This window comes from Mesorhizobium sp. M0751 (genome assembly GCF_040320265.1).
Classification (GTDB): Bacteria; Pseudomonadota; Alphaproteobacteria; order Rhizobiales; family Rhizobiaceae; genus Mesorhizobium.
This window is the reverse complement of sequence record NZ_JAMYPH010000033.1, coordinates 1-21,132: the sequence shown is the minus strand read 5'-3', so window position 1 is coordinate 21,132 and position 21,132 is coordinate 1. Positions and strand designations below refer to the sequence as shown.

Sequence of the window (21,132 nt, the reverse complement as noted above, 5' to 3'; positions counted from 1 at the left end):
GGAGCGCACAATGGTCCTGGTCGATGGCGGAACGGTCGACAGGCGGCCCTTTGACAGCCGACAACTCGCGCTCAAGAAGCTACAATCGCCCGCGGATCTTACCGACGGCAGCGCCCGTGCATTAATCGTGCTCGCCGGTGCGTTATCGTCGCAGACGGATCGACAAGATCTTGTTAAGCGCTTGCGTCTTCTCGCCGCTCCTGCCGCAGCGCGGGGTGTTTTCATCGTTGTCGTGGCGAAGTCGGGCGACGAGGCGAGCGCAATGGCTGTCGCGAGGTCAGGTGCAGGTCAGCTGGCGCAGTGGGCCCAGCCTCCCGGAGTCGTGTTGCAGCAACTGGTCGTGCTTGCGGATTCTCATGGGGATCGGATCGCGGAACTCTGTGCTCGCTGCCGTTGCGGGCCCTCGAGCAATGACAGTCTTGCGATCCGCAGCAAGAACGGTGCCCCGCTACTAGAACCATTGTCGCTCGAGCTCGAGTTGCTATTCCGACGTGCTTTTCACGACTACCCGGCGATACACATCTCTAAGGAGAATGGCGGCAAATCCTCAGCGTCCGTGTGGAAGGTCGAAACACAGGGTCTGGAGCAGCACACGCCGTTCATCGTCAAATCGGGCGGCGCGGCGGAGATGGAGGAGCATATCAAGACCTACAGGGATGTCGTCGCCGACCGAATTCCCTTTCGAGGATGCGCCCCTTTATGCCTGGAGCGATGCGTGTTGGGGGCCAGTTCACAGTTGGCTGTGTCCCGCTTCGTCGAACATGCTGTGCGCCTAGACTATGTCGTGCCGGAAAGGGACGTCAACGCCGTCGTCCAGGCAATCTATCAAACAGTGTTGGGCCGGTGGCGAGACCGGCCCGAAAAGAAGAAGCTCGATTTGCTTCCGGAGTTCCTGCCCGTGATACGGCAGGAGCAATACCTGAAGGGGCTCGAACGCACCTACAAAGATCTCAGCGATGCCGGTTACGGAGGCCCTTCGCCGCATGATTTCTTTGACCGCCTCGCCAACTTGCCGGTAGAGGACCACTTGATGTGCCGGGCCCATGACGATCTCAATCTGCGCAACGTGTTCGTATGCGGCCAGGACGCCGAGGCGGTTCTGATCGATTTCACACGAGCGGCCAAGCGCCCGCTTTCGCACGACGTTGCGCGCTTGGAGTTGGGCCTTGGCTTCGATCCCGACCTGCAGGCAACTCAACGGATTCCGACCGATGTGCTCGAAGATTTCTATAGCGGTAACCTGTTCGCTGTCTCGCTCGAACATCTTCTCAAGGGCAAGGCCGCGTCCCATCGGCTCAATGCGATCACGGCCTTGCGCTCGACAATCCTCGATGAGGGGCAGGTCCACTCCGTCGACCTGCGACGGGAGTATACAATAGCGATCTGCGTAGGGCTGCTTTATTATGCGAAAGCCAAGAACGGGGACGCCAGCACTGCCTACCAGTGCGCCGGCAACCTTCTCGAACGTGTAACAAACCCCTCGCTTTGGTAAGGGTCTGGAGTTCCATTGTTGCTCAGGAAATCGCACGCGGTCCATTTCAAAGGCTCGGTTGAACGCCAGTCTGAGGCCATCAACTTGGTCGAACGGCCGGGCGATGTCGTGCTGGTGGAACGTGGCGTCCCGCGTGCCTTCGTAATGAAGTGCCCTGATGGTTGCGGAGACGTGTTAACAGTCAATCTCGATCGTCGTGCAGGGCCTGCTTGGCGTTTCTACCGGCGCCAAGATGGCTTGACTTTGTTCCCCTCGGTCTGGAGGGACACCGGCTGCGGCGCCCATTTCATCGTCTGGGACGACACTATACACTGGACCAACGACAAATGGTCTCTTCGGCGCAATCCATCCCTTGAAGCCGTCGTGGAAGCTGTCCTGACCAACGAGCTGGTGAGCTTCGTCGACATAGCTGCAGTGCTCGACGAAGTGCCTTGGTCGGTTCTTGATGCGTGCCGGTCGCTTGTGGATGCTGGCAAAGCGATCGAAGAAACCAAGCAGAGCCAGGCAAGCTTCCGGCGGGCGCCCGCGACGGCAGGCTGACGGACCATGGCCGACCAAGAGCCGACTGCTGTCGAAGATAAAAAGCCTGTGCAGGTGTCGCCCAAGCGCCGGGAAGCCGCTGAGACCGAGAGCAACGGCCACGCGGAGAGCACGGTATCAGAAGGGTTCATCACGGTCGCCGACCTGGCGCGCGGCCTCTACGACCATGAGGGGCACGAATCCTTGCGAGACCGTGGGCGGCGGCGGTATCACCCGTTTGCCTATGATTTCGACTCCACTCCGATGAGTCTCGACGATCCGAGCGAGCACTGGGAGGAGAAAGTGAAGGCGCTCCATATCGAGAACCGCAACAAGGCGATTGAGAGGCTCAAGGCTGAGTACGGCGAACGCCGCCATGCGCAAGTGATCCAGGACACTAAGGACCTTGGCGCAAAGGCGTTCTCCATCGTCAGTTATCATAACCTGATGCATGAACAGGCGCGCCGCGCCTTTGTATCAGGGCTCTACTTCCCAGCCTTGGTCGCTGCGTGCGCCCTCGGCGAGCGCATCCTGAACCACCTCATCCTGGACCTTCGGGATTACTACAAAGCGTCGCCGCACTACCGCCGTGTCTATCGCAGCGAGTCTTTCGATGACTGGCGGTTCGCCGTGCGCGTGCTGGAAGACTGGGGCGTGCTCTTGCCTGATGTTGGGATAGCTTTCATGGGGCTCGCGACGCTGCGCAACCGCTCGGTCCACTTTAACCCCGCGACCTACTCCACAATGCGGGAGGACGCTCTATCGGCATTAAAAACGCTCGGCCGCGTCATCCAACTGCAGTTTGGCGGGTTCGGCCGGCAACCATGGTTTATCGAAAATACGCCCGGCGCGCAGTTCATCAAGCGGACATCCGAGGACGTTCCCTTCGTAAAGACTTATATCGTGCCCTTGAGCGGATTTGTCGGCGTAGAATACGGCATGGACCTCACCGAACGGGGTTGGCGTCATCTCGACTACCATGACTATGGCCCGGGCGATGTCGACGACTCCGAGTATGCGCATCTCTACCGTGAGCGGGATCACAGCAAAGTCGTGACGCGCGAGATGGTGGAGCGCGCTGCACGGGCGCAGACAACGGCCGCGGCCGAGGAAGGGGCGTAAAGCGCTCGTCCCGAAGGCTGCCGCGCCCGAGGTATAATCTCTACAGCGGTCGGTTCCGCCGCGATTTGGCGCTTCGGAGTGGAGCCCGAAATCGCTGCGCATGCGCAGCGAAGCGAATTGACCTTATTACGGGCAATGACCGTTATCGGGGTTTCGCTATTTACGAGCGGCCGAAAGGGCGTCGGTTCCATATAGGCAGCTTTCCATCCAATCGCGGCCGAAACCGGACGGACCGCAGTCGTCCCCAATGCGGTCATTTCGGAACATGCAAGCCTACTAAGTGGCGATTGGAAATCAATAACCACGCGGCCGCAGTGTTCATGGTTTGTGCTTCGAAAGTCGCATAAATGGCATTGTGGAGTGCGGGACCTCAAGAGACCAGAGCGGATAGCCTTGTTTCCTGAGACTATGCCAGAATTGTCTACTTCCCGTTGCCGCCGTGGCAAGGTGTCGTTGGAGCGATCAAGCCAGGCGACGGCCGCTGCCTAACGTTCGCCTACCGTGCACCAGAACCTCGAATGGAGCGCCGACAATTTTGAGGGGCTGTACTGGATCGATGTGCAGGAAAGCTGCATTGCAGTCGGTTCGGCCCTGGTCCAGGAGGTCTCCGACGACGACACCTGAAACTACTTTAAGATTGGTCGAAACACCTTGGCCAAGTTGACGAGCTACCTACATCGAGATCGGCTTGATGCACCCCGAGGGCCATGACCGCCCATTCCCGGAACTGGCGAACAAGATCGCCCGGAGGCATCAGTTCGCCAATATGACGGGGCCTCAATTCATCTTACGGCGTGGAACGACCGAGGTCCACGAAATCGATTCCGATCAGCCTTCGGATCACATTCCGTTCTAGAATCAGGCCGGTGGGCGGCCCATCGGCTTTCGGTTGGTAGAGGCCCAATCCCCAGACCGATCTTTCCACAGCAGCGCTCGCGCATGATTGAAGCACGGCAACGCGAAAGAACAAGGGCGCAGACAGTCTGGCTTCGGTTGGTACTATCGACGCGGGCGTATCAGGGCGCCTACGTTTCGTCGCTACATTAACGACGATAGTTAGGTCGTCATCTGATCCATCAATGGCTGCATCGAACTGAGAACACCCTCGTATTCGTCCTCGCTGAGGACCGAGAGCTTTCTGGTAAACTGAATCACTGATCCTTCCTTGATATCGTGCCCGTGCAGAGAAACGGTACCTAGTATGGTCTGGGCATCGTCCGGTCGGGATTCGACGATCAGGTCGATCATTGCGGCGACGTTCTTCGGATCCTGATCTTGCTGGTTCGGACTGTCGATCACGATGGGCGCGAACAAGGCCGTCGAATGCTGGTGGATCGTCCTTAGTATCGCGAGGAAATAAGCGAGGATGGCGCGAGGCAGATCGCTCCCCGTCTCGGCCACCCTCGCTGGTATCTTGGTGTAGTCGTCCGCTGTGTAATTCGTGACGTCAAGGCGGTCGAGATAGGGGATTATGTGCCTTGCATAGAAGGCGACGATGTCTTCCCGCCGTTTCTTGTCCTTCAACTCCTTTAGGCGTTCCTCGATCTTGCCGATTTCGCCGAAAAGGGTCGCGATCTTAACGTCCAACTCCTCCAGTTGGCTGTCGAACATGTTGGCGGCGATGCGACGACCACGACTTTCGATGACCTCAAGCAGGCTGACTTCGCCGCGCTTGGTGTCGAGCGTAGTCTGGATCTCCTGCAAAGTCTGATCAGCATCACGTACATCAGCTTCTGCCTTGCCGGCCTGGGCAGCAAGTACACGGATTCTTTGCTGGGCTTCCGTGAGGAATTCGAAGCAGGACTCGCGGTCCTGAACGATGCTGAACCTGTTGGCGAAATCGTTGCGGTGGACGGTGCCGCAGGTCGGGCAGAAAACTTCGACCTCGTCCAGCTCGCCGGCAAACTTGGCGTCTTTCTCGAGTTCGCCGATGGCGGAACGTACGACTGCGGTCTGTTGGTCCAGGATCATGCGTTGGTCGAGAATGTCGGCCAGTTTACCGGCGCGTTCCTGCCGGACCTGCTTGACCTGTTGGAGGCGTTGTAGCAATTGCTCGATGGCCTGCTCATGGCCCTCGGTCGAAAGCTCTAATCCATCGAACGACGCCTGCAGGTCGAAACGGGCGATCGCCTTGCGGACGACACCGCGATCTGCCTCGAACGTCTTCTGCTCGAACTCGAGCCCGCGTCGCTCCGCACTGAGTTCATAATACTCATTAGGCAGGATGCCTGTGTGGTATTCTAAAAGATCCTTTCGGAAATCGACGTACTGAGTGAGAGAGGCGAATGAGTCCAGCGGCTTTCGCCACCCGGCATCCTGATCAATGTAGAAGGGCAGGAAGGCGTAGGCTGGAGGCGGGGATTCCGAAGTCTGTTCGCGGTTGGTAAAAACCAGTTTGAAGTCGATTAGCTTGGCGATGAAGGGGGCCAGTTCCTTGGTGACTTGGCTGGTCGACAGAAGCATTTTGCCGCTCGAGTCGAAGACCCCGAAATTTTCCTGATTGCGGAGGATACGATAGCGGATGCCATCGACCGTGAAGATGACGAGCGCCTTTACGTTGGCCCTGGCCCATTGGGGATGGATTTTCGGCGGGGTCGCGCCGAAAGCCCAATACAGGCTCTTGATGACCGACGACTTTCCAACGTCATTCTCCCCCTGAATCACCGTCAGAAACGGGTGAAACTGTACCGTCAGAGCTTTCCGTTCCTTCAGGGACAGCAACTCCAAACTTTCGAAGCGCAGTTTTTTCATCGTTCTTTTTTCGCAGGTTTCTTATCAGAAGTCGGTAGCGTCGGTCGTCGTTGGAGGTCATGGGCTGAACTCGTAAAGTATGGCCGCCTTGACGAAGTGATCGCTGGCGTCCGCCTTCCATGCGCGGACGACGGGTTTGGCGAGAGCGAACACCGCGTCAACGAAAGCAACCAGGTCTTCCATCCCTGCGTCGGCGCCGTCGATCGTGTCGTCGATCAGCTTTCGCAGTCGCTCGTTCATGGCAACCGTCGCCGCGTTTGGCCTGGCGCGCATGGCTACCTCGTAAGCGCTCCACTCCCGCTGAATCTTTGTCTTTTCGATGAAGGGAAGGTTGAGCTGGTTGGATACGGATCCCCAATCCGGGCGGCGCTCGTGTTGGTCGCAGATATGAGTGAGCCACTGCGTCACCTCCGCACGCGTCACGAACTTTGAGGCCTTTAGCTCGTCAAAACTTGAGAAGTCGGCGAGTTTCTTCGAACGCCGCCTGCAATAGTCGTTCAACATCAGGGCGAACGGCTTAGGCGGGATGTGCGATCCAACCCCATTCGCGAGGAACGATGCGATCCGACCGAGTATGGCATTTTCGTAGCCGGCCAGATTGAGCTCCGAGAATGCGAAGAAAAACAAGCTCGTATGCTCGGGATCCTTGAAGCCCCCCGCCTCCTCGGAAAGCTTTGCGACAAATTTCTTGAGCTTTTCCTTTTCGGCCAACGAGAAGCCGTTCTCCCCGTGCACCAGGATGACTTCCGGGAGCGGTTGGTTGCTGACGAAAACGAGGCGTTCGACAACGGCGCCGAAGCGGAGGAAATTGTCGTACATCTTGCCGGCAAACGACGCCTGCTTGACCCCCTTGACCATAGTCCTGTTCGCGATGCGTGCGAATGACCAGTTGCCTGTCTGCTTGGTTTTGACCTGATAAAAGATCACCTTCGTCGGGTCGTCGGCGTCGTCAAGCGAGACGACATCGTCGTGGAATTCGAAGCCAACGGCATAGTTCAGCCCAGCATCATGTAGATCGAGAAGCTTCGAGATGCCCCAAGCCGTCTGGTAGTCGAAACGTTCGTAAGCCGTTCGCCCGCCGTCCTCGCGTTCGTCCACGGTCAATAGTTTCTCTTTGACGCCCATGCTGCCTCCCGCGGCCCGCCGTATTCTCCCGGGCCGGCATGTCTAAAAGAGAACCGCGCCCCCTCGTAGGCATAAATCTAACCCAAATCAATGAGCCAAATGAATAGACGACGTCCAGGTTGACAGAAGACTTTCATGACTTTCCATCAGCCTGCGGTTCCAAAATGATCGATTATGGGTTGCGGTATAGCTCAAGCAAGAATGCACGGAGCACCCGGAGGCGCCAAAGCGCTTGCTCACGGGAGGAGGACGGCAAGAGCCTTTGGCCAATCGTCGCCAAGAAAAGCCCGCCGGAACGAACCCGGCGGGCAAGACAGGAGGAATTCGTTGTCCGCGTCAGGCGGCCAGGACCGCCTTGGGTTCGACCAGCTCGTAGCCGAGGGCTTCGGCGACAGCGCGATTGGTGATCTTGCCCCTGTGCACATTGAGGCCATTGCGCAAATGGTGATCGTCGATCAGCGCCTTCAGGCCCTTGTCGGCGAGCTGCAGGCCGTAATGCAGCGTCGCGTTGTTGAGCGCGTGGGCCGAGGTGACCGGCACGGCGCCTGGCATGTTGGCGACGCAATAATGGATGACGCCGTCGACCTCATAGGTCGGATCGGCATGGGTGGTGGCGTGCGAGGTCTCGAAGCAGCCGCCCTGGTCGATGGCGACGTCGACCAGCACCGAGCCCTTCTTCATGCCCGACAGCATTTCGCGGGTCACCAGCTTGGGGGCCGCGGCGCCCGGGATGAGCACGGCGCCGACTACGATGTCGGCCGAGAAGCATTCTTCCTCCAGCGCCTCGACGGTGGAGTAGCGGGTGTGGACGCGGCCGGTAAAGAGGTCGTCGAGCTGGCGCAGGCGCGGGATCGAGCGGTCGATGATGGTAACGTCGGCGCCCAGGCCGACCGCCATGCGGGCCGCATGCAGGCCGACGACGCCGCCGCCGAGCACGGTGACCTTGCCGGGCAGCACGCCGGGCACGCCGCCGAGCAACACGCCGCGGCCGCCATTGGCCTTCTGCAGCGCCGTGGCGCCGGCCTGGATCGACAGGCGGCCGGCGACTTCCGACATCGGCGCCAGCAGCGGCAGGCCGCCACGGTCGTCGGTCACTGTCTCGTAGGCAATCGCGGTGACGCCGGAGGCGAGCAGGCCCTTGGTCTGCTCCGGATCGGGAGCCAGGTGAAGATAGGTGTAGAGTATCTGGCCGTCGCGCAGCTGCGCCCACTCGTTGGGCTGCGGCTCCTTGACCTTGACGATCATGTCCGACTTGGCAAACACGTCGGCAGCCGTCTTGGCAATCGTGGCACCGGCGGCGCGATAGGCGTTGTCATCGGCCCCGATGCCGGCCCCGGCGCCGGTCTCGACCAGCACTTCGTGGCCATGCGCCACATACTCGCGGACCGAGCCGGGTGTGAGGCCGACGCGATATTCGTGGTTCTTGATTTCCTTGGGGCAGCCGATGCGCATTTTTCTTCTCCTGATCAGGCCCTTTTGGGCTGGCTCCCTGTATTGCTGGAGTGAACCACGAATCGGTGCGCAGGTGTTTGCGAATGCGCATGCGCGAGAGGGCGCGATTCGATAATCGTTGCGCGAAATGGCTAAATAGTCGCAGGACTCACGAAAAATGCCGCTCGATAGGATCGATATCGCCATTCTCGAGGCCTTGCAGAAGGATGCGCCGGATCCAGTCTGACTCGGACGCCCTCCCCAATGACATGACGGCGTGGCAAAACGAATGGGCGATCGCGCCGCGCTGCTGTAAAACCACCGCCTGCCGCCAATATCCCGCTGCCAAATGGTCTCGAGCTATGCGCGGGGGCACCTGCCGGTCTTCTCCCCGCCGGCAGGGCGCTCTCTGCATAACCGCTGGATGGATTTGATCGCTGCGCGGTCGCATTAGAGTGACTGAGGCAGCGTCGCTGTCATTCGGCTGCCTTCTGAAGCTTCCCGAACACAAACAGCTTGCCTTTGCGCACGCTTTCTTCGAGTGGGCTCGCATTGGCCATATACGCCGCAATCGCGCTGGCCAGTATGCAGCCCGTCCCGCGCATCGATACGGCAAGGCGCGGCATGTCAAAGCGGATTGGTCCTTGATCCAAGCGCAACAGAATATCGGTCGATCGCGGTCCCGCCGCGTGGCCGCCCTTGATCAGCAGGGCCTGCATCCCGGCTGCCAGCAATTCCTGGCCTTGCCACACTGCGCCGCCTTCATCCACCGCTGGCTCTAAGCCAACAAGAAGCGCCAGCTCCATGAGATTGGGCGTGACGAGGCGGCAAAGGGGCATCAGGTCGCATTTCATGGCGGCGATGGCCCTTGCGTCCAGCAGCGCCCGGCCTGACGTCGAGGCCAGCACCGGGTCGAGTACTGCCGGCACCTGTGGATTTTCGCGTAGCACAGCCGCGACGGCAACGACGATCTCGGCCGTTGCAAGCATGCCGATCTTAATTGCCGCCACCTCGTTGGCCTGCAGCGCGGCGCGCATCTGATCGGCCACAAGATCGGGCTGCGAAGGATGGATTTCCATCACGGCGTCGTGCGTCTGCACCGTCACCGCTGTGACAGCCAGGCAGGTGCGCACGCCAATCGAAGAGATCGTCTCAATATCGCGCGCAATTCCGGCACCCCCGCTGGAGTCCGAGCCACCGACGACAAGCACATGCGGTTCTGGCCTCAGCGCCATCGGGCTGTCTTTTCGATCCATTCTCGCGTGCGCGCTTCGGGATCGGCATTCAATGTGATGTCGGTGACCATTGCCGCGCTGTCCGCACCGGCCGCAAAGACACCGTCGAGTCGGTCCGGGTTGAGGCCACCAATGGCGACCAGAGGAATCGGTGCTACCCGGCGCTTCCACTCGTTAATCCGTTCGAGCCCTTGCGGCGCCCATTTCATCGTCTTCAGGATGGTCGGGTAGATGGGGCCGAGCGCGATGTAGTCGGGCTCGGCGGCCAGAGCCGTTTCCAGTTCGATATCATCATGGGTGCTCAGTCCGAGCCTCACGCCGGCTGCCCGTATCGCCAAGAGGTCGGCGGTTTGCAGATCCTCCTGGCCGAGATGGACGAAGTCACAGCCTTCCTCGATTACCAGGCGCCAGTGGTCGTTGACGATGAGCTGGCATTCGTGTTGGGCGCAAAAGGCCTTCGCCTTGCGGATCTCCGCGCGCAACCCGGCTTCATCCATGGTCTTGATACGGAGTTGCACCAGCTTGACGCCAAGCGGCACCAACCGCTCGATCCAGGCAGCGCTGTCGACGATCAGGTAGAAGGGATCGAGCTTCATGAAAAAACTGCCCTGCCGATCGTCGGTGTCGATGGCACGGCGACGTCGCGCGGTTCGAGCATTCCCGAACTGAAAGCTTCACGACCGGCCTCGACCGCCTTGCCGAACGCACGTGCCATGCCGACCGGATCGGCCGCCTTGGCGACCGCCGTGTTCAGGAGTACGGCGTCAAAGCCGAGCTCCATAACGGTTGCCGCGTGCGACGGCCGTCCGAGCCCCGCATCCACGATCAGCGGAACGCCTGGGAAATGTCTGCGCATCGAGCGCAGCGCCGTGATGTTGACCGGCCCGAGGGCGGAGCCGATCGGTGCGCACCACGGCATCAAGACCTTGCAGCCCGCCGCAAGCAGCCGCTCGGCAACGACAAGGTCGTCGGTGGTATAGGGGAATACCGTAAAACCGTCCTCGCACAGGATGCGGGCGGCTTCGACCAGACCGAACACATCCGGCTGCAGCGTGTCGTGGTTGCCGATCACTTCGAGCTTGATCCAGCTCGTACCGAAGACTTCGCGCGCCATTTTCGCGGTCATGACCGCCTCCTTGACGGAGTGGCAGCCGGCAGTATTGGGCAGGATTTTCACGCCCAGCGAACGGATCAACGACCAGAATTGTTCGCCGGCCCTGCCGCCTGCCATCTCACGGCGTAACGAGACGGTTACCGCCGAAGCGCCCGACGCCTTGACGGCCTCGGCAAGGATGGCCGGCGATGGATATTGAGCCGTGCCGAGAAGCAGGCGGGAGGCAAGCGACGTTCCGAGAACATCGAACATGGCCTAGCCTCCCTGCATCGGCGAGAGGATTTCGATCCGGTCGCCGTCGTTCAACTGGAATTCCGCCCGGTTGGCTTTGTGCACGAGGTCGTTGTTGACGGCGGTCGCGAGCCAATCGCCCTCATAGTCAAGCGCGGCAAGCAGCTCGGCCAGCGTGGTGGCGGCAACCTCATGCGCTTCGCCGTTGACGGTCAGTTTCATGAGCAAGCTCCTTCGTTCTGTCTTGAGTGAAAACCAGGTCGGCAGCCTGGCGCGCCATGGCGGGAGCCAGGAGAAAACCGTGACGATAGAGCCCGTTGATCGCGATGATTTCACCCTTGGTTTCGACGCGCGGCAAATTGTCGGGAAAGGCTGGGCGGACGCCGACACCGGTTTCAACGATCTCAGCCTCGCCAAAGGCCGGGTGGAGGGCATAGGCGGTACCCAGCAGCTCCATCATGGAGCGCGCCGTGACCGGTCCGCCGGACTGGCTTTCAATCATCGTCGCACCAATCATGAAACAGTGGTCGGTGCGCGGCACTGCATAGAGTGGAAAGCGCGGATGCAGCAGCCTGACGGGGCGCGACAGCGAGATATCAGGGATACGCAGGGTGAGCATTTCGCCGCGAACGCCACGCAACCTGCTATCGGCGGCTGCCATTCCCGTGCAATCGATCTGACGATCGAAACCAAAAACATGCTGGGCGTCGGCGCCGAAGTGGAATTCAACACCCATGGCCGCGAGCTTGTCATGAAGTGCTGCCATCGCCTGGCGCGGATCAAGATGGCCCTCAGCGGGGAAGAGCAATCCGCGGCGGTAGCGGCCGGCTAAGTCGGGCTCCAGCAAGGCAATTTCATCTTCCTCGACACGCCGATAGCCCGTCGTGCGGCTGGCGAACCGGTCGAGCTCGCCCGCATCGCGCGGCGCGGCCAAGACCAGCGTTCCCCGTCGTGCTACCAAGCCTGGCGTTGCGGCGTCCCACCAGTCGGCGGCGTCGCGTCCGAGATCCAGCACCGGCTGCTCGGCGCTTTCACGCTCGCACCACGGCGCCAGCATGCCACCGGCGAACCACGACGCATTGCCCCCAAGGGCAGGCCTTGTCTCGGCAACGGTAACCGCCGCGCCGCGTGCGGCGAATTCGAAGGCGGCGGTGAGGCCGGCAACGCCGGCCCCTTTGACCAAGACCTTCATGATGGCTCACGTGGCTGAGGTATGAGCGGTGCGCCGGTCTCGTCCGCCGGCAGGTAGAGATCGCCGCCCTCGCGGTATTTCGCCGCCATCGCCGCCATGCCCTCTTTCTGTGCCTCGGCGCGGATGTCGTGAGAGATACGCATGGAGCAGAATTTCGGTCCGCACATCGAGCAGAAATGCGCCACCTTGTGCGCCTCCTTGGGCAAGGTCTGGTCGTGGAAGGACCGCGCGGTTTCCGGGTCGAGCGACAGGTTGAACTGGTCCTCCCAGCGGAACTCGAAGCGCGCGCGCGAAAGCGCATCATCCCTGACTTTCGCTGCCGGATGGCCCTTCGCCAGGTCGGCGGCGTGGGCGGCTATCTTGTATGTGATCACGCCGATCTTGACGTCGCTGCGATCGGGAAGGCCGAGATGCTCCTTGGGCGTGACGTAGCAGAGCATGGCGGTGCCGAACCAGCCGATCATCGCGGCGCCAATGCCTGAGGTGATGTGGTCGTAGCCCGGCGCGATGTCGGTCGTCAGCGGTCCAAGCGTATAGAACGGCGCCTCGCCGCAGACAGCGAGCTGCTTGTCCATGTTCTGCTTGATCTTGTGCATCGGCACGTGGCCGGGGCCCTCGATCATCACCTGGCAATCCTTCGCCCAGGCGATCTGCGTCAGCTCGCCAAGCGTTTCCAGCTCGGCGAACTGCGCCGCGTCGTTGGCATCGGCGATCGAGCCCGGACGAAGGCCGTCGCCGAGCGAGAAGGAGACGTCGTAGGCTCTGGCGATGTCGCAGATCTCGGCGAAATGCTCGTAGAGGAAGCTCTCCCGGTGATGGTGCAGGCACCATTTGGCCATGATCGAGCCGCCGCGCGAGACGATGCCCGTCACCCGGTCAACGGTCAGCGGGATGTAATGCAGCCGCACGCCGGCGTGGATGGTGAAATAGTCGACGCCCTGTTCGGCCTGTTCGATCAGCGTGTCGCGGTAGACCTCCCAGGTCAGATTCTCGGCAATGCCGCCGACCTTTTCGAGCGCCTGATAGAGCGGCACCGTGCCGATCGGCACCGGCGCATTACGCACGATCCAGTCGCGGATGTTGTGGATGTTGCGGCCGGTCGAGAGGTCCATCACCGTGTCGGCGCCCCAGCGGATGGCCCAGACCATCTTTTCCACTTCCTCGGCCATCGACGAGGTGACCGCCGAGTTGCCAATATTGGCGTTGATCTTCACCAGGAAATTGCGGCCGATGATCATCGGCTCACTCTCGGGATGATTGATATTGGCGGGAATGATCGCCCGTCCGCGAGCCACCTCGTCGCGCACGAATTCCGGCGTGACGAAATCGGGCAGCGTCGCGCCGAAAGCCTCGCCGTCGCGCTCAAGCTTGCCGCGCAGCATCTCGCGGCCAAGGTTCTCGCGGATGGCGACGAACTCCATTTCAGGCGTGATGATGCCGGCGCGCGCATAGGCAATCTGGGTCACTGCCTTACCGGCCTTAGCTCTGAGCGGCCGGTTGCGTATGGGAAATTCCGGTGTCAGGCGCTCGCCAGTCGCAAATCCATTGTCTTCCGGCTGGACATGACGGCCGTCATAGGCTTCGACATCGCCGCGTGCCGTAATCCATTCATGGCGAAGTCGGGCCAGGCCTTTTTCGATACTGGTTTCGACAGTCGGGTCGGTATAGGGGCCGGACGGATCGTAGACGGTGATGGGCGGCTCGCCGGCCGTCGGGTGGACGGAGATTTCGCGCATCGGCACCTTGATCTGCGGATGGAGGACGCCAGACTTGTGGATTTTCCGTGAGGCAGCCAGCGGCCCTGTCGACACGGCGGGGGTGAGGGCATTCATCTTGAGGCTCCTTTGCTCATGCATTGGAGACCCAGTTCTGTGCCGGAAGGATGAAAAGACGCTTCTGTGGACCTGCCGAAACAGGACCTCGGGCGTGAACTCCCGCAGAGCGCTTGCACCGTCCCTACGCCAGTATGAACTGGATCAGGTTCAACGGGTCACTGCGCCGCGAAAGCCAGCAGTATCTCAGCCCCTTGCCGGGACTCCCCTGGTGAATGCCTCAGGTTGAACGGGCCGGCGCGGCTTTGTCAAGCGCATTTGGCCCGGCCACTGTCAATCAACCAGGACCGCGTCGTCTTCTTGGCAATCTGGCATCTGCCCCTGCTCTGTTCCACATCCTATTTGGGTGCAAGGCCACCACTCAGCGGAACCCTCAGAGAAGGAAAACCGTCCAGATTTGGCTAGACTGCTCGACGATAAGTCCAGAGCTGTGCCGGCGGTATGTTGCGGACGACGAAGTCATAGTGGGAAACCACGTAACGGTCTGGCATCTTGATCACCGGCGACAGAGGTCCGTATGTGATCTGAATCACGGGCCGGCCGGCAGGAATACGGGCAAGCAGATCCTCAACCAGCGCGACACGCTGTTGCATTGGAAAGCTCAACAGCGGGACTGCACTTATAACACAATCGAACTGTTCACCTTTGCGCTCACCCAGCGCTTCGTCCAGCGCAAATGCGTCGCCCAATCTGAAGTCCACATTCGGGAAGCGTTGCACCAGGCCGTCGTAGAAAATCCTGGAATATTCGACTGAAACCAGCTGGCGCGGCTTGATTCCCCTGGCCAGGATCGCCTTTGTGATGACACCGGTTCCCGCGCCAAGCTCCAGAATCGGCAATCCTGACGGTGGGTTCACCACGCTTGCCATCCGGCGTGCCGCATAAACCGAAGTGGGAATAAGGGCTCCCACGCCCTTCTTGTCCTTCTGCCAGCCTTTGAAGAATTGGACTTCTTCCTCAAACCTTTTGCCGAGCCGCTCCTTCAGTCGCAAAATCATACCTTCTCCTTGCGTCAGCCGCTTACCCAACGTCATCATTTGGCAAAGCGCGTTTTGGCCAATCTCGGCACCCTTTACAAGCCCGTTAAGACTGCTTGCGTGTCACGAGGCGGTCAGCATGAATTGCCCCTTAACGCACTTTCATGTTTGGTGGGTCTATGTTTCGCCCTCGCTTGCTGCCCGAAAAAAGTTTCCCGAGCTATGCGTATCTGCCCGGCAAATATCCGCATCCGGTGCGCGATCCCTTGGGCCACAGTTACCGATCAGATCCGGTGACCGTCGCCGTTGGCGAAGCGCTCGGCTCAGATGTGTTTCGATGGGGAATCGACCTTTTCAATCACGGCTACTACTGGGAAGCCCATGAAGCCTGGGAGCCTCTCTGGCAGGCTGCGAAACACAGCGCTCAGCACCGCATGTTCTTCAAGGGACTGATCCTGTTAGCGGCGGCCGGGGTGAAGATCCGCGAGGGCAAGCGGGTCGCAGCGGCGCGCCATGCGACAAGAGCTGCAGGGCTTTTTCGTCAGGTGGTGAGAGTGCCGGGCGGCCTGTGGGAGAAAGCGCTGGGAATGACACCCGCCGCGCTCGCTGAACATGCCCAAGCGATCGTAGCTTACCCGGTTGTTCCGCGGGAGCCAAAGCCTGCCCAGCCTGAGCCCGTGTTTGATTTCATACTCGCACCAGTATCCGAGAGCGTTTGATCGGCATTCAGTGGTTCAAGTGTCCAAGCTAACTTTGTCAGCAGGAAACGGGGCCTTTGAAAACCGCTCACCACCCGCATGCGTCACAAACAATAAGAGTGCAGTAAGGTTTTATAGGCAACTCGCGGCCGCTTCGATGTCGATGGTCTTGAGGGTCGGGGGCGACCGGTCGCGCTCGTAGCCAATCGATTGATGACAGAGATGCCGGCAGGCTTCAATGACGGGGATGGCGAAAAGCTGAGTGCTCGGGCTTGCGGGCCGAGCTTGTCGGCCGCTCGATGGAAAGCGTCGTTTGAGGTGGGGTCTCGGCCGCGTGCAGCTGAAAGACACGCTCGTCCAGTTCCTTGTCCACTTCCGTCAGACGATGATTGAGGCGAAGGTAGTCCGTCCAGGTCGGCGTGCGGAACGTTTCTGTCCAATGCATAGGCTTCTGCAAGTTCCGCTGGAGCGTCCAGTTCCGAGCACCGACGCGGCTGTGTACATGGCGCCGCTGCCGCATGAGGTCGAGGAAGGCCTCGAGATTTCTCTCGGCTATCAGATATTCGACCTTGACCACGATCGGGCCGCTCCTCGGCTTCAAATTGAGAGAGACAGCTGGGGCATCAAATTCCTCCAAGGGATCGGGCTCGGAGTCGCGGCGCTCTCGAAGCGGAAAGAGAACGCCGGCTGCAGCGACGATCAACAGGGCTCCAGCGGAACCCTCTAGCGCCCAGGTCAGCGAATGGTTTTCGGCCACCGTGCCCCACACCCAGCTGCCGAGCGCGATGCCGCCGTCTATCAAAGCATAGTAGATCGAGATGGTGCGCCCCACGACCCAGCGCGGGCTCGCTAGTTGCACGCTCACGCCAACCCCCGACCAGGCGGTGACCCAGCCGGCGCCACCCAAGGCGAGTGCAATTGCCGCCACGGCAATCGAAGAGGTCAGTGCCAGGGAGAGAGAACACGCCGCACAGGCCACGCAGGAGAGCCTCATCAGCCTTTCTTGCGACAAGCTCCGTCTGAACAGGCTGTTGGAGAGGCCGGCGAAGACGGCACCGGTCCCGAAGCCGGCCATGAGCGCGCCATAGGCAAGCGGGCCTCCTCCCAGCTGGTCGCGGACAACCACCGGCAGCAGCGCGAGTATGGCGATGCTCGCCAGGCCAAAGAGGGTTCCGCGCGCGATCGCTGCCTTGATCTCCGATGACATCGCCGTGAAGCGCAGCCCGTCATAAATTGCCGTCCTCATCGACTCGCGGGGAAGAGGGGAAGAACGAACCTTCCACTTGCAGCGCCAAATGGCAGCCAAGGGTACGAAATAGGTGAGCGTGGTCACCGCGAATGCCGCCATAAGGCCAAATGAGGCAACCACAATGCCGCCGAGCGCCGGACCCACAGTCCGGACGGTGTTGAAGCCAACAGAAAGCAGGGTGACGGCAGCGGGAACATCGCGTCGATCCACGATATCGCCAACCGACGCTTGCCAGGCCGGATCATTGAGAGCACCGCCGCTTGCGATCAAGAAGCTGAAGCCGAGGATCATCCACGGACTGACAAAGCCCAGCGCCACGGACGCGGTCAGCATCGCGGACGCAATCACCATTAGGCACCGACCGGCGAACATGACCCGGCGCCGGCTGAAATTATCGGCGAGAGCCCCGGCAAAGACGGACAAGACGAAAGCGGGCAGGTTCGATGAAGCCTGCACCAACGCAACCATCAGATCGGAAGTGGAGATCGTTGCCATCAGCCAGCTGATGGCGACAGTCTGCATCAACCAGCCGAGGCTTGAAACCTGCGTCGCGAGCCAGATCGAACGAAAGGTGGATTGCAGAAGTGGCCCAAAGGTCGTTGGTGCAGCCAAATCTTCGTTTGATCCAGCTACCCTACTCATTTTGCGAACCTTTGCTTTCCGTTATTGTCGTTTCCCATGTAATCTAGGCTGAACCGTGGCGGCCGGAAGAAGAGAGAGGAACTGTTTGCCTCCGACGAGTGCAGCACAGTTTCCTCGGCATTGAGGGTCGCGGCACACGGGGCGTGGGCCGGCTCACTCGCGTTCGAAGATGTCTTGTTAAGGTCGGATTCACTTGTCGCTTAACGCACCAGGCTTCATCAACGCGCACTTTGCGGAGCGATGCCTTTTCGCGAAACGCGATCCTGTTCTTTGTTGAAGACTCATTCATCAGCGGCGTTCGATGCGCTGCGTGTGGCTTAGGGAGAGTGAGGACGCTTGCAGATCTTCGACAGGATCGATTCACTGATAGGCGCAGACGATTGCCGGGCCGCGATCGAAGAGGCGCGCGCCTTGCTACTTCGATTCGAACAAAGGTCTGATGCCCTCACGCATGCGATAGACGACTTTCTGCTCGACCTGATAACGCTGGCTTTCATTGTTGAATGTTACGGACGCGGCTTTGAACTTTTGGCGCGAACGCTGGCCCGTAGAAGACTGGCAAAGGTCAGGCTTTTGTCGGAAGGGGTCGATTCCGCCAGAGAGAAATGACGCCCAAAGCTTGTTGCTAACCGGCTATCGCGCCGCGTTCCGCCACAGTGACGAAGGCAATTGACGACGTTTGACCACCAAAAAATAGGCGGAAAACCGGGGCCCTTTATGAGGCAGACTGGGTGTGGATTGTTCCGCGAATCTGAAAACTGCGGGTCCATTTCGTGGCGTCCGGCCGTCCGCTGGCCTTCATCGCGGCAATCGCCGCCCGCCGCCTCAGATGCCGCCCATGCAGAGGTACTTCATTTCAAGATAGTCTTCGAGGCCGTGGCGGGAACCTTCCCGCCCGATGCCGGACTGTTTTATCCCACCAAAAGGCGCGGCTTCTGAGGACATCCGTCCTGTGTTGATCCCCACCATGCCGTATTCCAGCGCCTCGGCCACACGCCAGACACGCGCCAGGTTCGAAGCATAGAAGTAGGCGGCGAGGCCGTATATCGTATCGTTGGCCTCACGCACGGCCTGATCAGCATCCTCAAAGCGAATGATCGGCGCCAAGGGTCCAAAGGTCTCTTCTTGCGCCACGATCATTTCCCTTGAGACGTTGCTGAGGATCGTCGGCTGGAAAAAGTTGCCATCGCTGCCGATCCGGCCGCCGCCACATCGGATCGCGCCACCTTTGGCCAAGGCATCGGCAATGTGAAGTTCGATCTTGGCCAGTGCATGCCCGTCGATCAGCGGACCGATGGCGACACCTGGGTCGAAGCCGTCGCCGACCTGAAGCTCACGGACACGCTCCACGAATTTGGCGACGAATTCGTCATGAACGCCCGACTGGACGTAAAGCCGGTTGGCGGAAACGCAGGTCTGGCCGGCATTGCGGAACTTGGCCTGGATCGCGCCGTCGACGGCAGCATCGACGTCGGCATCATCAAAGACGATGAAAGGCGCATTGCCACCCAACTCTAGACCGACTTTCTTTATCTGGTCCGAGCACTGGCGCATGAGCAACCGGCCGACCTCGGTCGAACCGGTGAAACTGATCTTGCGGACCTTGGCGTTCGAGCAGAGTTCGCGGCCGACCGTATCGCCTTCGGAGGCGTAGATGAGGTTGACGACGCCTTCGGGAAAGCCGGCAAGATGGGCCAGAGCAAACATTGCACCTGCCACCAGGGGCGTCTGTTCAGCAGGTTTGAGCACAATAGTGCAGCCGGCGGCGAGAGCCGGCGAAATCTTGCGCGCAACCATTGAAGCCGGAAAGTTCCAGGGCGTAATCGTACCAACAACGCCGATTGGCTGTTTGATAACCAGCATGCGACGGTCTGCGGAGGGCGCCGAGATCGTCTCGCCGTAGATGCGATTGGCCTCTTCGGCGTACCATTGCAGATACGCGGCCGCATGCGCCACCTCAGACTTCGCTTCGGCTAGCGGCTTGCCCATCTCCGCAGTGAGAACCGCAGCGAGATCGTCGGTGTGGTCGACGATCAGTTGATGCCAGCGCCAGAGAATGTCGCTGCGTTCGCGCGCTGTCAGTGCACTCCATCCAGGTTGCGCCACGTAGGCCTTGTCGATCGCCGCGCGCGTCTCCTCAACACGCATGTCGGGCAATTCCGCCAGCACCTCGCCGGTCGAAGGGTTTGATACCTCGAAGGTCCGCTCACTTGCTGGCGTGCCAAAAGCCGGCACCCGGTCAATGGCTCCGAACAGCTCGCGCGACTTCAGGTGGCGAAGCAGTGGCTCGTACAGGGGCAACGCGTATCTCCTCGATGCGGTTAACGCGACGTATTTGGGTTGATTCGCGCGCCTCAGCTTCGCATAGGGCCTCGGTGAAGTGCCACTAGACCCACTCGATTCCACTCTATACAGGCATCGCAACCACGCAGACAAAGTAGCCTGCCGCGCGGTCAAATACTCCAACTGATCGTTACGGCCAAACCGCTCAAGGTTGGATCGTGTGAGCTGAAGCTGCCGCAGGGCTCAGTTCGCAGCGCGGCGCTATCCCTGATCTACGTTCTTGCTCTGACGATAAGAGCGCTCTTTGCGGACCATGTCGTACGACTCGATATACGCCATCTCCAGAAGGTATCCTAGGAACTGCAGCCTGTGAGACCCCGCGATCTGATTCAGCTCGCTGAGCATTGCGCTGATGAAGGCAAGCGCCTTGGCCCGGTCGGATCTCAGTACCTTGTCGATCATCGTACGTCCCCACTTCCGTAGATTGCTCCTATATGGAGCGCGCTCTATTCAGTTCAGATGCTTCTGGATGCATGCTTCGATAGGCACGTCCATGCCGATGTCGAGGATCGGCGCGCTGTGCGTAAGCCACCCAATAGAGATGAGGTCGACCCCGGTTGCCGCTACGGCTGCTGCCGTTGTCGGCGTTATGCGACCCGAGGCCTCCGTGATCGCACGGCCGTCGACCATTGCGACCGCCTGGGTGAGTTGCTTGACGGACATATTGTCCAGCAGGATGGCGTCCACCCCGGCGGCTAGCGCGATCTCGAGCTGGTCGAGCGTGTCGACCTCGACCTCGACCTTGACCATATGCCCGACGGCAGCGCGCGCCCGCTCAATGGCCGTGCGGATGTCGCCGGCAATGGCGATGTGATTGTCCTTGATGAGCACCGCATCATCGAGCCCGAAGCGGTGGTTGGCGCCGCCGCCAGCGCGGACAGCGTATTTTTCCAGCGCGCGCAGGCCGGGCGTTGTCTTTCGCGTGCACACGATCCTTGCTTTCTGTCCGCGCACCGCTTCGACGATCTCGGCCGTTGCCGTCGCAATGCCGCTGAGATGGCAGAGAAAATTGAGTGCAGTGCGCTCGGCCGCAAGCATGCCACGCGCCGGTCCACTCACCCTTGCAATGGTCTCACCCGCCGCCAGCGCGGACAGCGTATTTTTCCAGCGCGCGCAGGCCGGGCGTTGTCTTTCGCGTGCACACGATCCTTGCTTTCTGTCCGCGCACCGCTTCGACGA

19 protein-coding genes, 1 pseudogene and 1 riboswitch are annotated in these 21,132 nt (G+C 60.4%); of the genes and pseudogenes, 5 read left to right on the top strand and 15 right to left on the bottom strand.

Annotated features, from left to right (window positions below; genetic code table 11):
- Positions 1–10 precede the first annotated feature (10 nt).
- From NKI19_RS30450 to NKI19_RS30440, 3 genes are read left to right on the top strand one after another with little or no spacing between them, the layout of a single operon-like run.
- Complete coding sequence (locus tag NKI19_RS30450; RefSeq protein ID WP_352567311.1) at positions 11–1,492, top strand: phosphotransferase; 1,482 nt, start codon at positions 11–13, stop codon at positions 1,490–1,492.
- A gap of 18 nt (positions 1,493–1,510) precedes the next feature.
- Entirely contained in the window at positions 1,511–2,032 is a 522-nt protein-coding gene (locus tag NKI19_RS30445; protein ID WP_352567309.1) for a ubiquitination-like system serine protease family protein, read from the top strand.
- A gap of 6 nt (positions 2,033–2,038) precedes the next feature.
- Positions 2,039–3,133 (top strand): hypothetical protein, encoded by a 1,095-nt coding sequence (locus tag NKI19_RS30440; protein WP_352567307.1) that lies wholly within the window; start codon positions 2,039–2,041, stop codon positions 3,131–3,133.
- A 1,056-nt stretch (positions 3,134–4,189) separates the two neighbouring features.
- On the opposite strand, the gene NKI19_RS30435 is transcribed toward NKI19_RS30440, so the two are convergent.
- The 10 genes from NKI19_RS30435 to pmtA form a co-directional block, all read right to left on the bottom strand.
- Positions 4,190–5,884 (bottom strand): hypothetical protein, encoded by a 1,695-nt coding sequence (locus NKI19_RS30435; protein WP_352567305.1) that lies wholly within the window; start codon positions 5,882–5,884, stop codon positions 4,190–4,192.
- Between the two features lie 57 nt (positions 5,885–5,941).
- Positions 5,942–7,009, bottom strand: coding sequence for a dsDNA nuclease domain-containing protein (locus tag NKI19_RS30430; protein ID WP_352567303.1), 1,068 nt, complete (start codon positions 7,007–7,009; stop codon positions 5,942–5,944).
- Between the two features lie 336 nt (positions 7,010–7,345).
- A complete protein-coding gene (gene ald / locus NKI19_RS30425) occupies positions 7,346–8,461 on the bottom strand; it encodes an alanine dehydrogenase (RefSeq protein ID WP_352567301.1) in 1,116 nt (371 codons plus the stop codon).
- 455 nt (positions 8,462–8,916) lie between these two features.
- Complete coding sequence (locus NKI19_RS30420; RefSeq protein ID WP_352567299.1) at positions 8,917–9,675, bottom strand: hydroxymethylpyrimidine/phosphomethylpyrimidine kinase; 759 nt, start codon at positions 9,673–9,675, stop codon at positions 8,917–8,919.
- On the bottom strand, positions 9,666–10,271 hold the full coding sequence (locus NKI19_RS30415; protein WP_352567297.1) for a thiamine phosphate synthase: 606 nt from the start codon (positions 10,269–10,271) through the stop codon (positions 9,666–9,668). Before NKI19_RS30415 ends, NKI19_RS30420 begins: the two co-directional genes overlap by 10 nt.
- Complete coding sequence (locus tag NKI19_RS30410; protein ID WP_352567295.1) at positions 10,268–11,041, bottom strand: thiazole synthase; 774 nt, start codon at positions 11,039–11,041, stop codon at positions 10,268–10,270. The genes NKI19_RS30415 and NKI19_RS30410 overlap by 4 nt, the downstream gene beginning before the upstream one ends.
- Positions 11,042–11,044: 3 nt before the next feature.
- Positions 11,045–11,242, bottom strand: coding sequence for a sulfur carrier protein ThiS (thiS, locus tag NKI19_RS30405; protein ID WP_352567293.1), 198 nt, complete (start codon positions 11,240–11,242; stop codon positions 11,045–11,047).
- Positions 11,211–12,212: a glycine oxidase ThiO gene (thiO, locus tag NKI19_RS30400; RefSeq protein WP_352567291.1), complete on the bottom strand. Its 1,002-nt coding sequence runs from the start codon at positions 12,210–12,212 to the stop codon at positions 11,211–11,213. The genes thiS and thiO overlap by 32 nt, the downstream gene beginning before the upstream one ends.
- Positions 12,209–14,044: a phosphomethylpyrimidine synthase ThiC gene (gene thiC / locus NKI19_RS30395; RefSeq protein ID WP_352567289.1), complete on the bottom strand. Its 1,836-nt coding sequence runs from the start codon at positions 14,042–14,044 to the stop codon at positions 12,209–12,211. The genes thiO and thiC overlap by 4 nt, the downstream gene beginning before the upstream one ends.
- 103 nt (positions 14,045–14,147) lie before the next feature.
- A riboswitch (TPP riboswitch) is annotated at positions 14,148–14,264 on the bottom strand.
- Between the two features lie 181 nt (positions 14,265–14,445).
- Positions 14,446–15,042, bottom strand: a complete 597-nt coding sequence (pmtA, locus tag NKI19_RS30390; RefSeq protein WP_352567287.1) for a phospholipid N-methyltransferase PmtA — start codon at positions 15,040–15,042, stop codon at positions 14,446–14,448.
- 158 nt (positions 15,043–15,200) lie between these two features.
- Here pmtA and NKI19_RS30385 point away from each other — a divergent pair, with 158 nt between their 5' ends.
- Positions 15,201–15,740 carry a DUF309 domain-containing protein gene (locus tag NKI19_RS30385; RefSeq protein WP_352567285.1) on the top strand — a complete coding sequence of 180 codons (540 nt, stop codon included), beginning with the start codon at positions 15,201–15,203 and terminating at the stop codon, positions 15,738–15,740.
- A gap of 214 nt (positions 15,741–15,954) precedes the next feature.
- Here NKI19_RS30385 and NKI19_RS30380 read toward each other — a convergent pair whose 3' ends face one another.
- A complete protein-coding gene (locus tag NKI19_RS30380; protein WP_352951270.1) occupies positions 15,955–17,610 on the bottom strand; it encodes an MFS transporter in 1,656 nt (551 codons plus the stop codon).
- A 336-nt stretch (positions 17,611–17,946) separates the two neighbouring features.
- On the opposite strand from NKI19_RS30380, the gene NKI19_RS30375 reads away from it, so the two are divergent.
- On the top strand, positions 17,947–18,219 hold the full coding sequence (locus NKI19_RS30375) for a hypothetical protein (RefSeq protein WP_023762395.1): 273 nt from the start codon (positions 17,947–17,949) through the stop codon (positions 18,217–18,219).
- Positions 18,220–18,435: 216 nt separating this feature from the next.
- On the opposite strand, the gene NKI19_RS30370 is transcribed toward NKI19_RS30375, so the two are convergent.
- The 4 genes and pseudogenes from NKI19_RS30370 to NKI19_RS30355 form a co-directional block, all read right to left on the bottom strand.
- Positions 18,436–19,911 carry an NAD-dependent succinate-semialdehyde dehydrogenase gene (locus tag NKI19_RS30370; protein ID WP_352567281.1) on the bottom strand — a complete coding sequence of 492 codons (1,476 nt, stop codon included), beginning with the start codon at positions 19,909–19,911 and terminating at the stop codon, positions 18,436–18,438.
- A 243-nt stretch (positions 19,912–20,154) separates the two neighbouring features.
- On the bottom strand, positions 20,155–20,355 hold the full coding sequence (locus NKI19_RS30365; protein WP_352567279.1) for a hypothetical protein: 201 nt from the start codon (positions 20,353–20,355) through the stop codon (positions 20,155–20,157).
- 48 nt (positions 20,356–20,403) lie between these two features.
- Positions 20,404–21,039, bottom strand: a pseudogene (gene nadC, locus NKI19_RS30360) (carboxylating nicotinate-nucleotide diphosphorylase); the annotation flags it as partial.
- Positions 21,026–21,097: a hypothetical protein gene (locus tag NKI19_RS30355; protein ID WP_352951272.1), complete on the bottom strand. Its 72-nt coding sequence runs from the start codon at positions 21,095–21,097 to the stop codon at positions 21,026–21,028. The pseudogene nadC and the gene NKI19_RS30355, both read right to left, overlap by 14 nt.
- Between the last annotated feature and the right edge of the window lie 35 nt (positions 21,098–21,132).

Excerpts from the sequence above, each read along its gene's own strand:
- NKI19_RS30430 (WP_352567303.1), bottom strand. The coding sequence starts at position 7,009 with ATGGGCGTCAAAGAGAAACTATTGACCGTGGACGAACGCGAGGACGGC.
- NKI19_RS30435 (WP_352567305.1), bottom strand. The coding sequence starts at position 5,884 with ATGAAAAAACTGCGCTTCGAAAGTTTGGAGTTGCTGTCCCTGAAGGAA.
- NKI19_RS30380 (WP_352951270.1), bottom strand. The coding sequence starts at position 17,610 with ATGAGTAGGGTAGCTGGATCAAACGAAGATTTGGCTGCACCAACGACC.
- NKI19_RS30385 (WP_352567285.1), top strand. The coding sequence starts at position 15,201 with ATGTTTCGCCCTCGCTTGCTGCCCGAAAAAAGTTTCCCGAGCTATGCG.
- thiO (WP_352567291.1), bottom strand. The coding sequence starts at position 12,212 with ATGAAGGTCTTGGTCAAAGGGGCCGGCGTTGCCGGCCTCACCGCCGCC.
- NKI19_RS30440 (WP_352567307.1), top strand. The coding sequence starts at position 2,039 with ATGGCCGACCAAGAGCCGACTGCTGTCGAAGATAAAAAGCCTGTGCAG.
- NKI19_RS30415 (WP_352567297.1), bottom strand. The coding sequence starts at position 10,271 with ATGAAGCTCGATCCCTTCTACCTGATCGTCGACAGCGCTGCCTGGATC.
- pmtA (WP_352567287.1), bottom strand. The coding sequence starts at position 15,042 with ATGATTTTGCGACTGAAGGAGCGGCTCGGCAAAAGGTTTGAGGAAGAA.
- thiC (WP_352567289.1), bottom strand. The coding sequence starts at position 14,044 with ATGAATGCCCTCACCCCCGCCGTGTCGACAGGGCCGCTGGCTGCCTCA.
- NKI19_RS30420 (WP_352567299.1), bottom strand. The coding sequence starts at position 9,675 with ATGGCGCTGAGGCCAGAACCGCATGTGCTTGTCGTCGGTGGCTCGGAC.
- NKI19_RS30450 (WP_352567311.1), top strand. The coding sequence starts at position 11 with ATGGTCCTGGTCGATGGCGGAACGGTCGACAGGCGGCCCTTTGACAGC.
- NKI19_RS30410 (WP_352567295.1), bottom strand. The coding sequence starts at position 11,041 with ATGTTCGATGTTCTCGGAACGTCGCTTGCCTCCCGCCTGCTTCTCGGC.
- thiS (WP_352567293.1), bottom strand. The coding sequence starts at position 11,242 with ATGAAACTGACCGTCAACGGCGAAGCGCATGAGGTTGCCGCCACCACG.
- NKI19_RS30365 (WP_352567279.1), bottom strand. The coding sequence starts at position 20,355 with ATGATCGACAAGGTACTGAGATCCGACCGGGCCAAGGCGCTTGCCTTC.
- ald (WP_352567301.1), bottom strand. The coding sequence starts at position 8,461 with ATGCGCATCGGCTGCCCCAAGGAAATCAAGAACCACGAATATCGCGTC.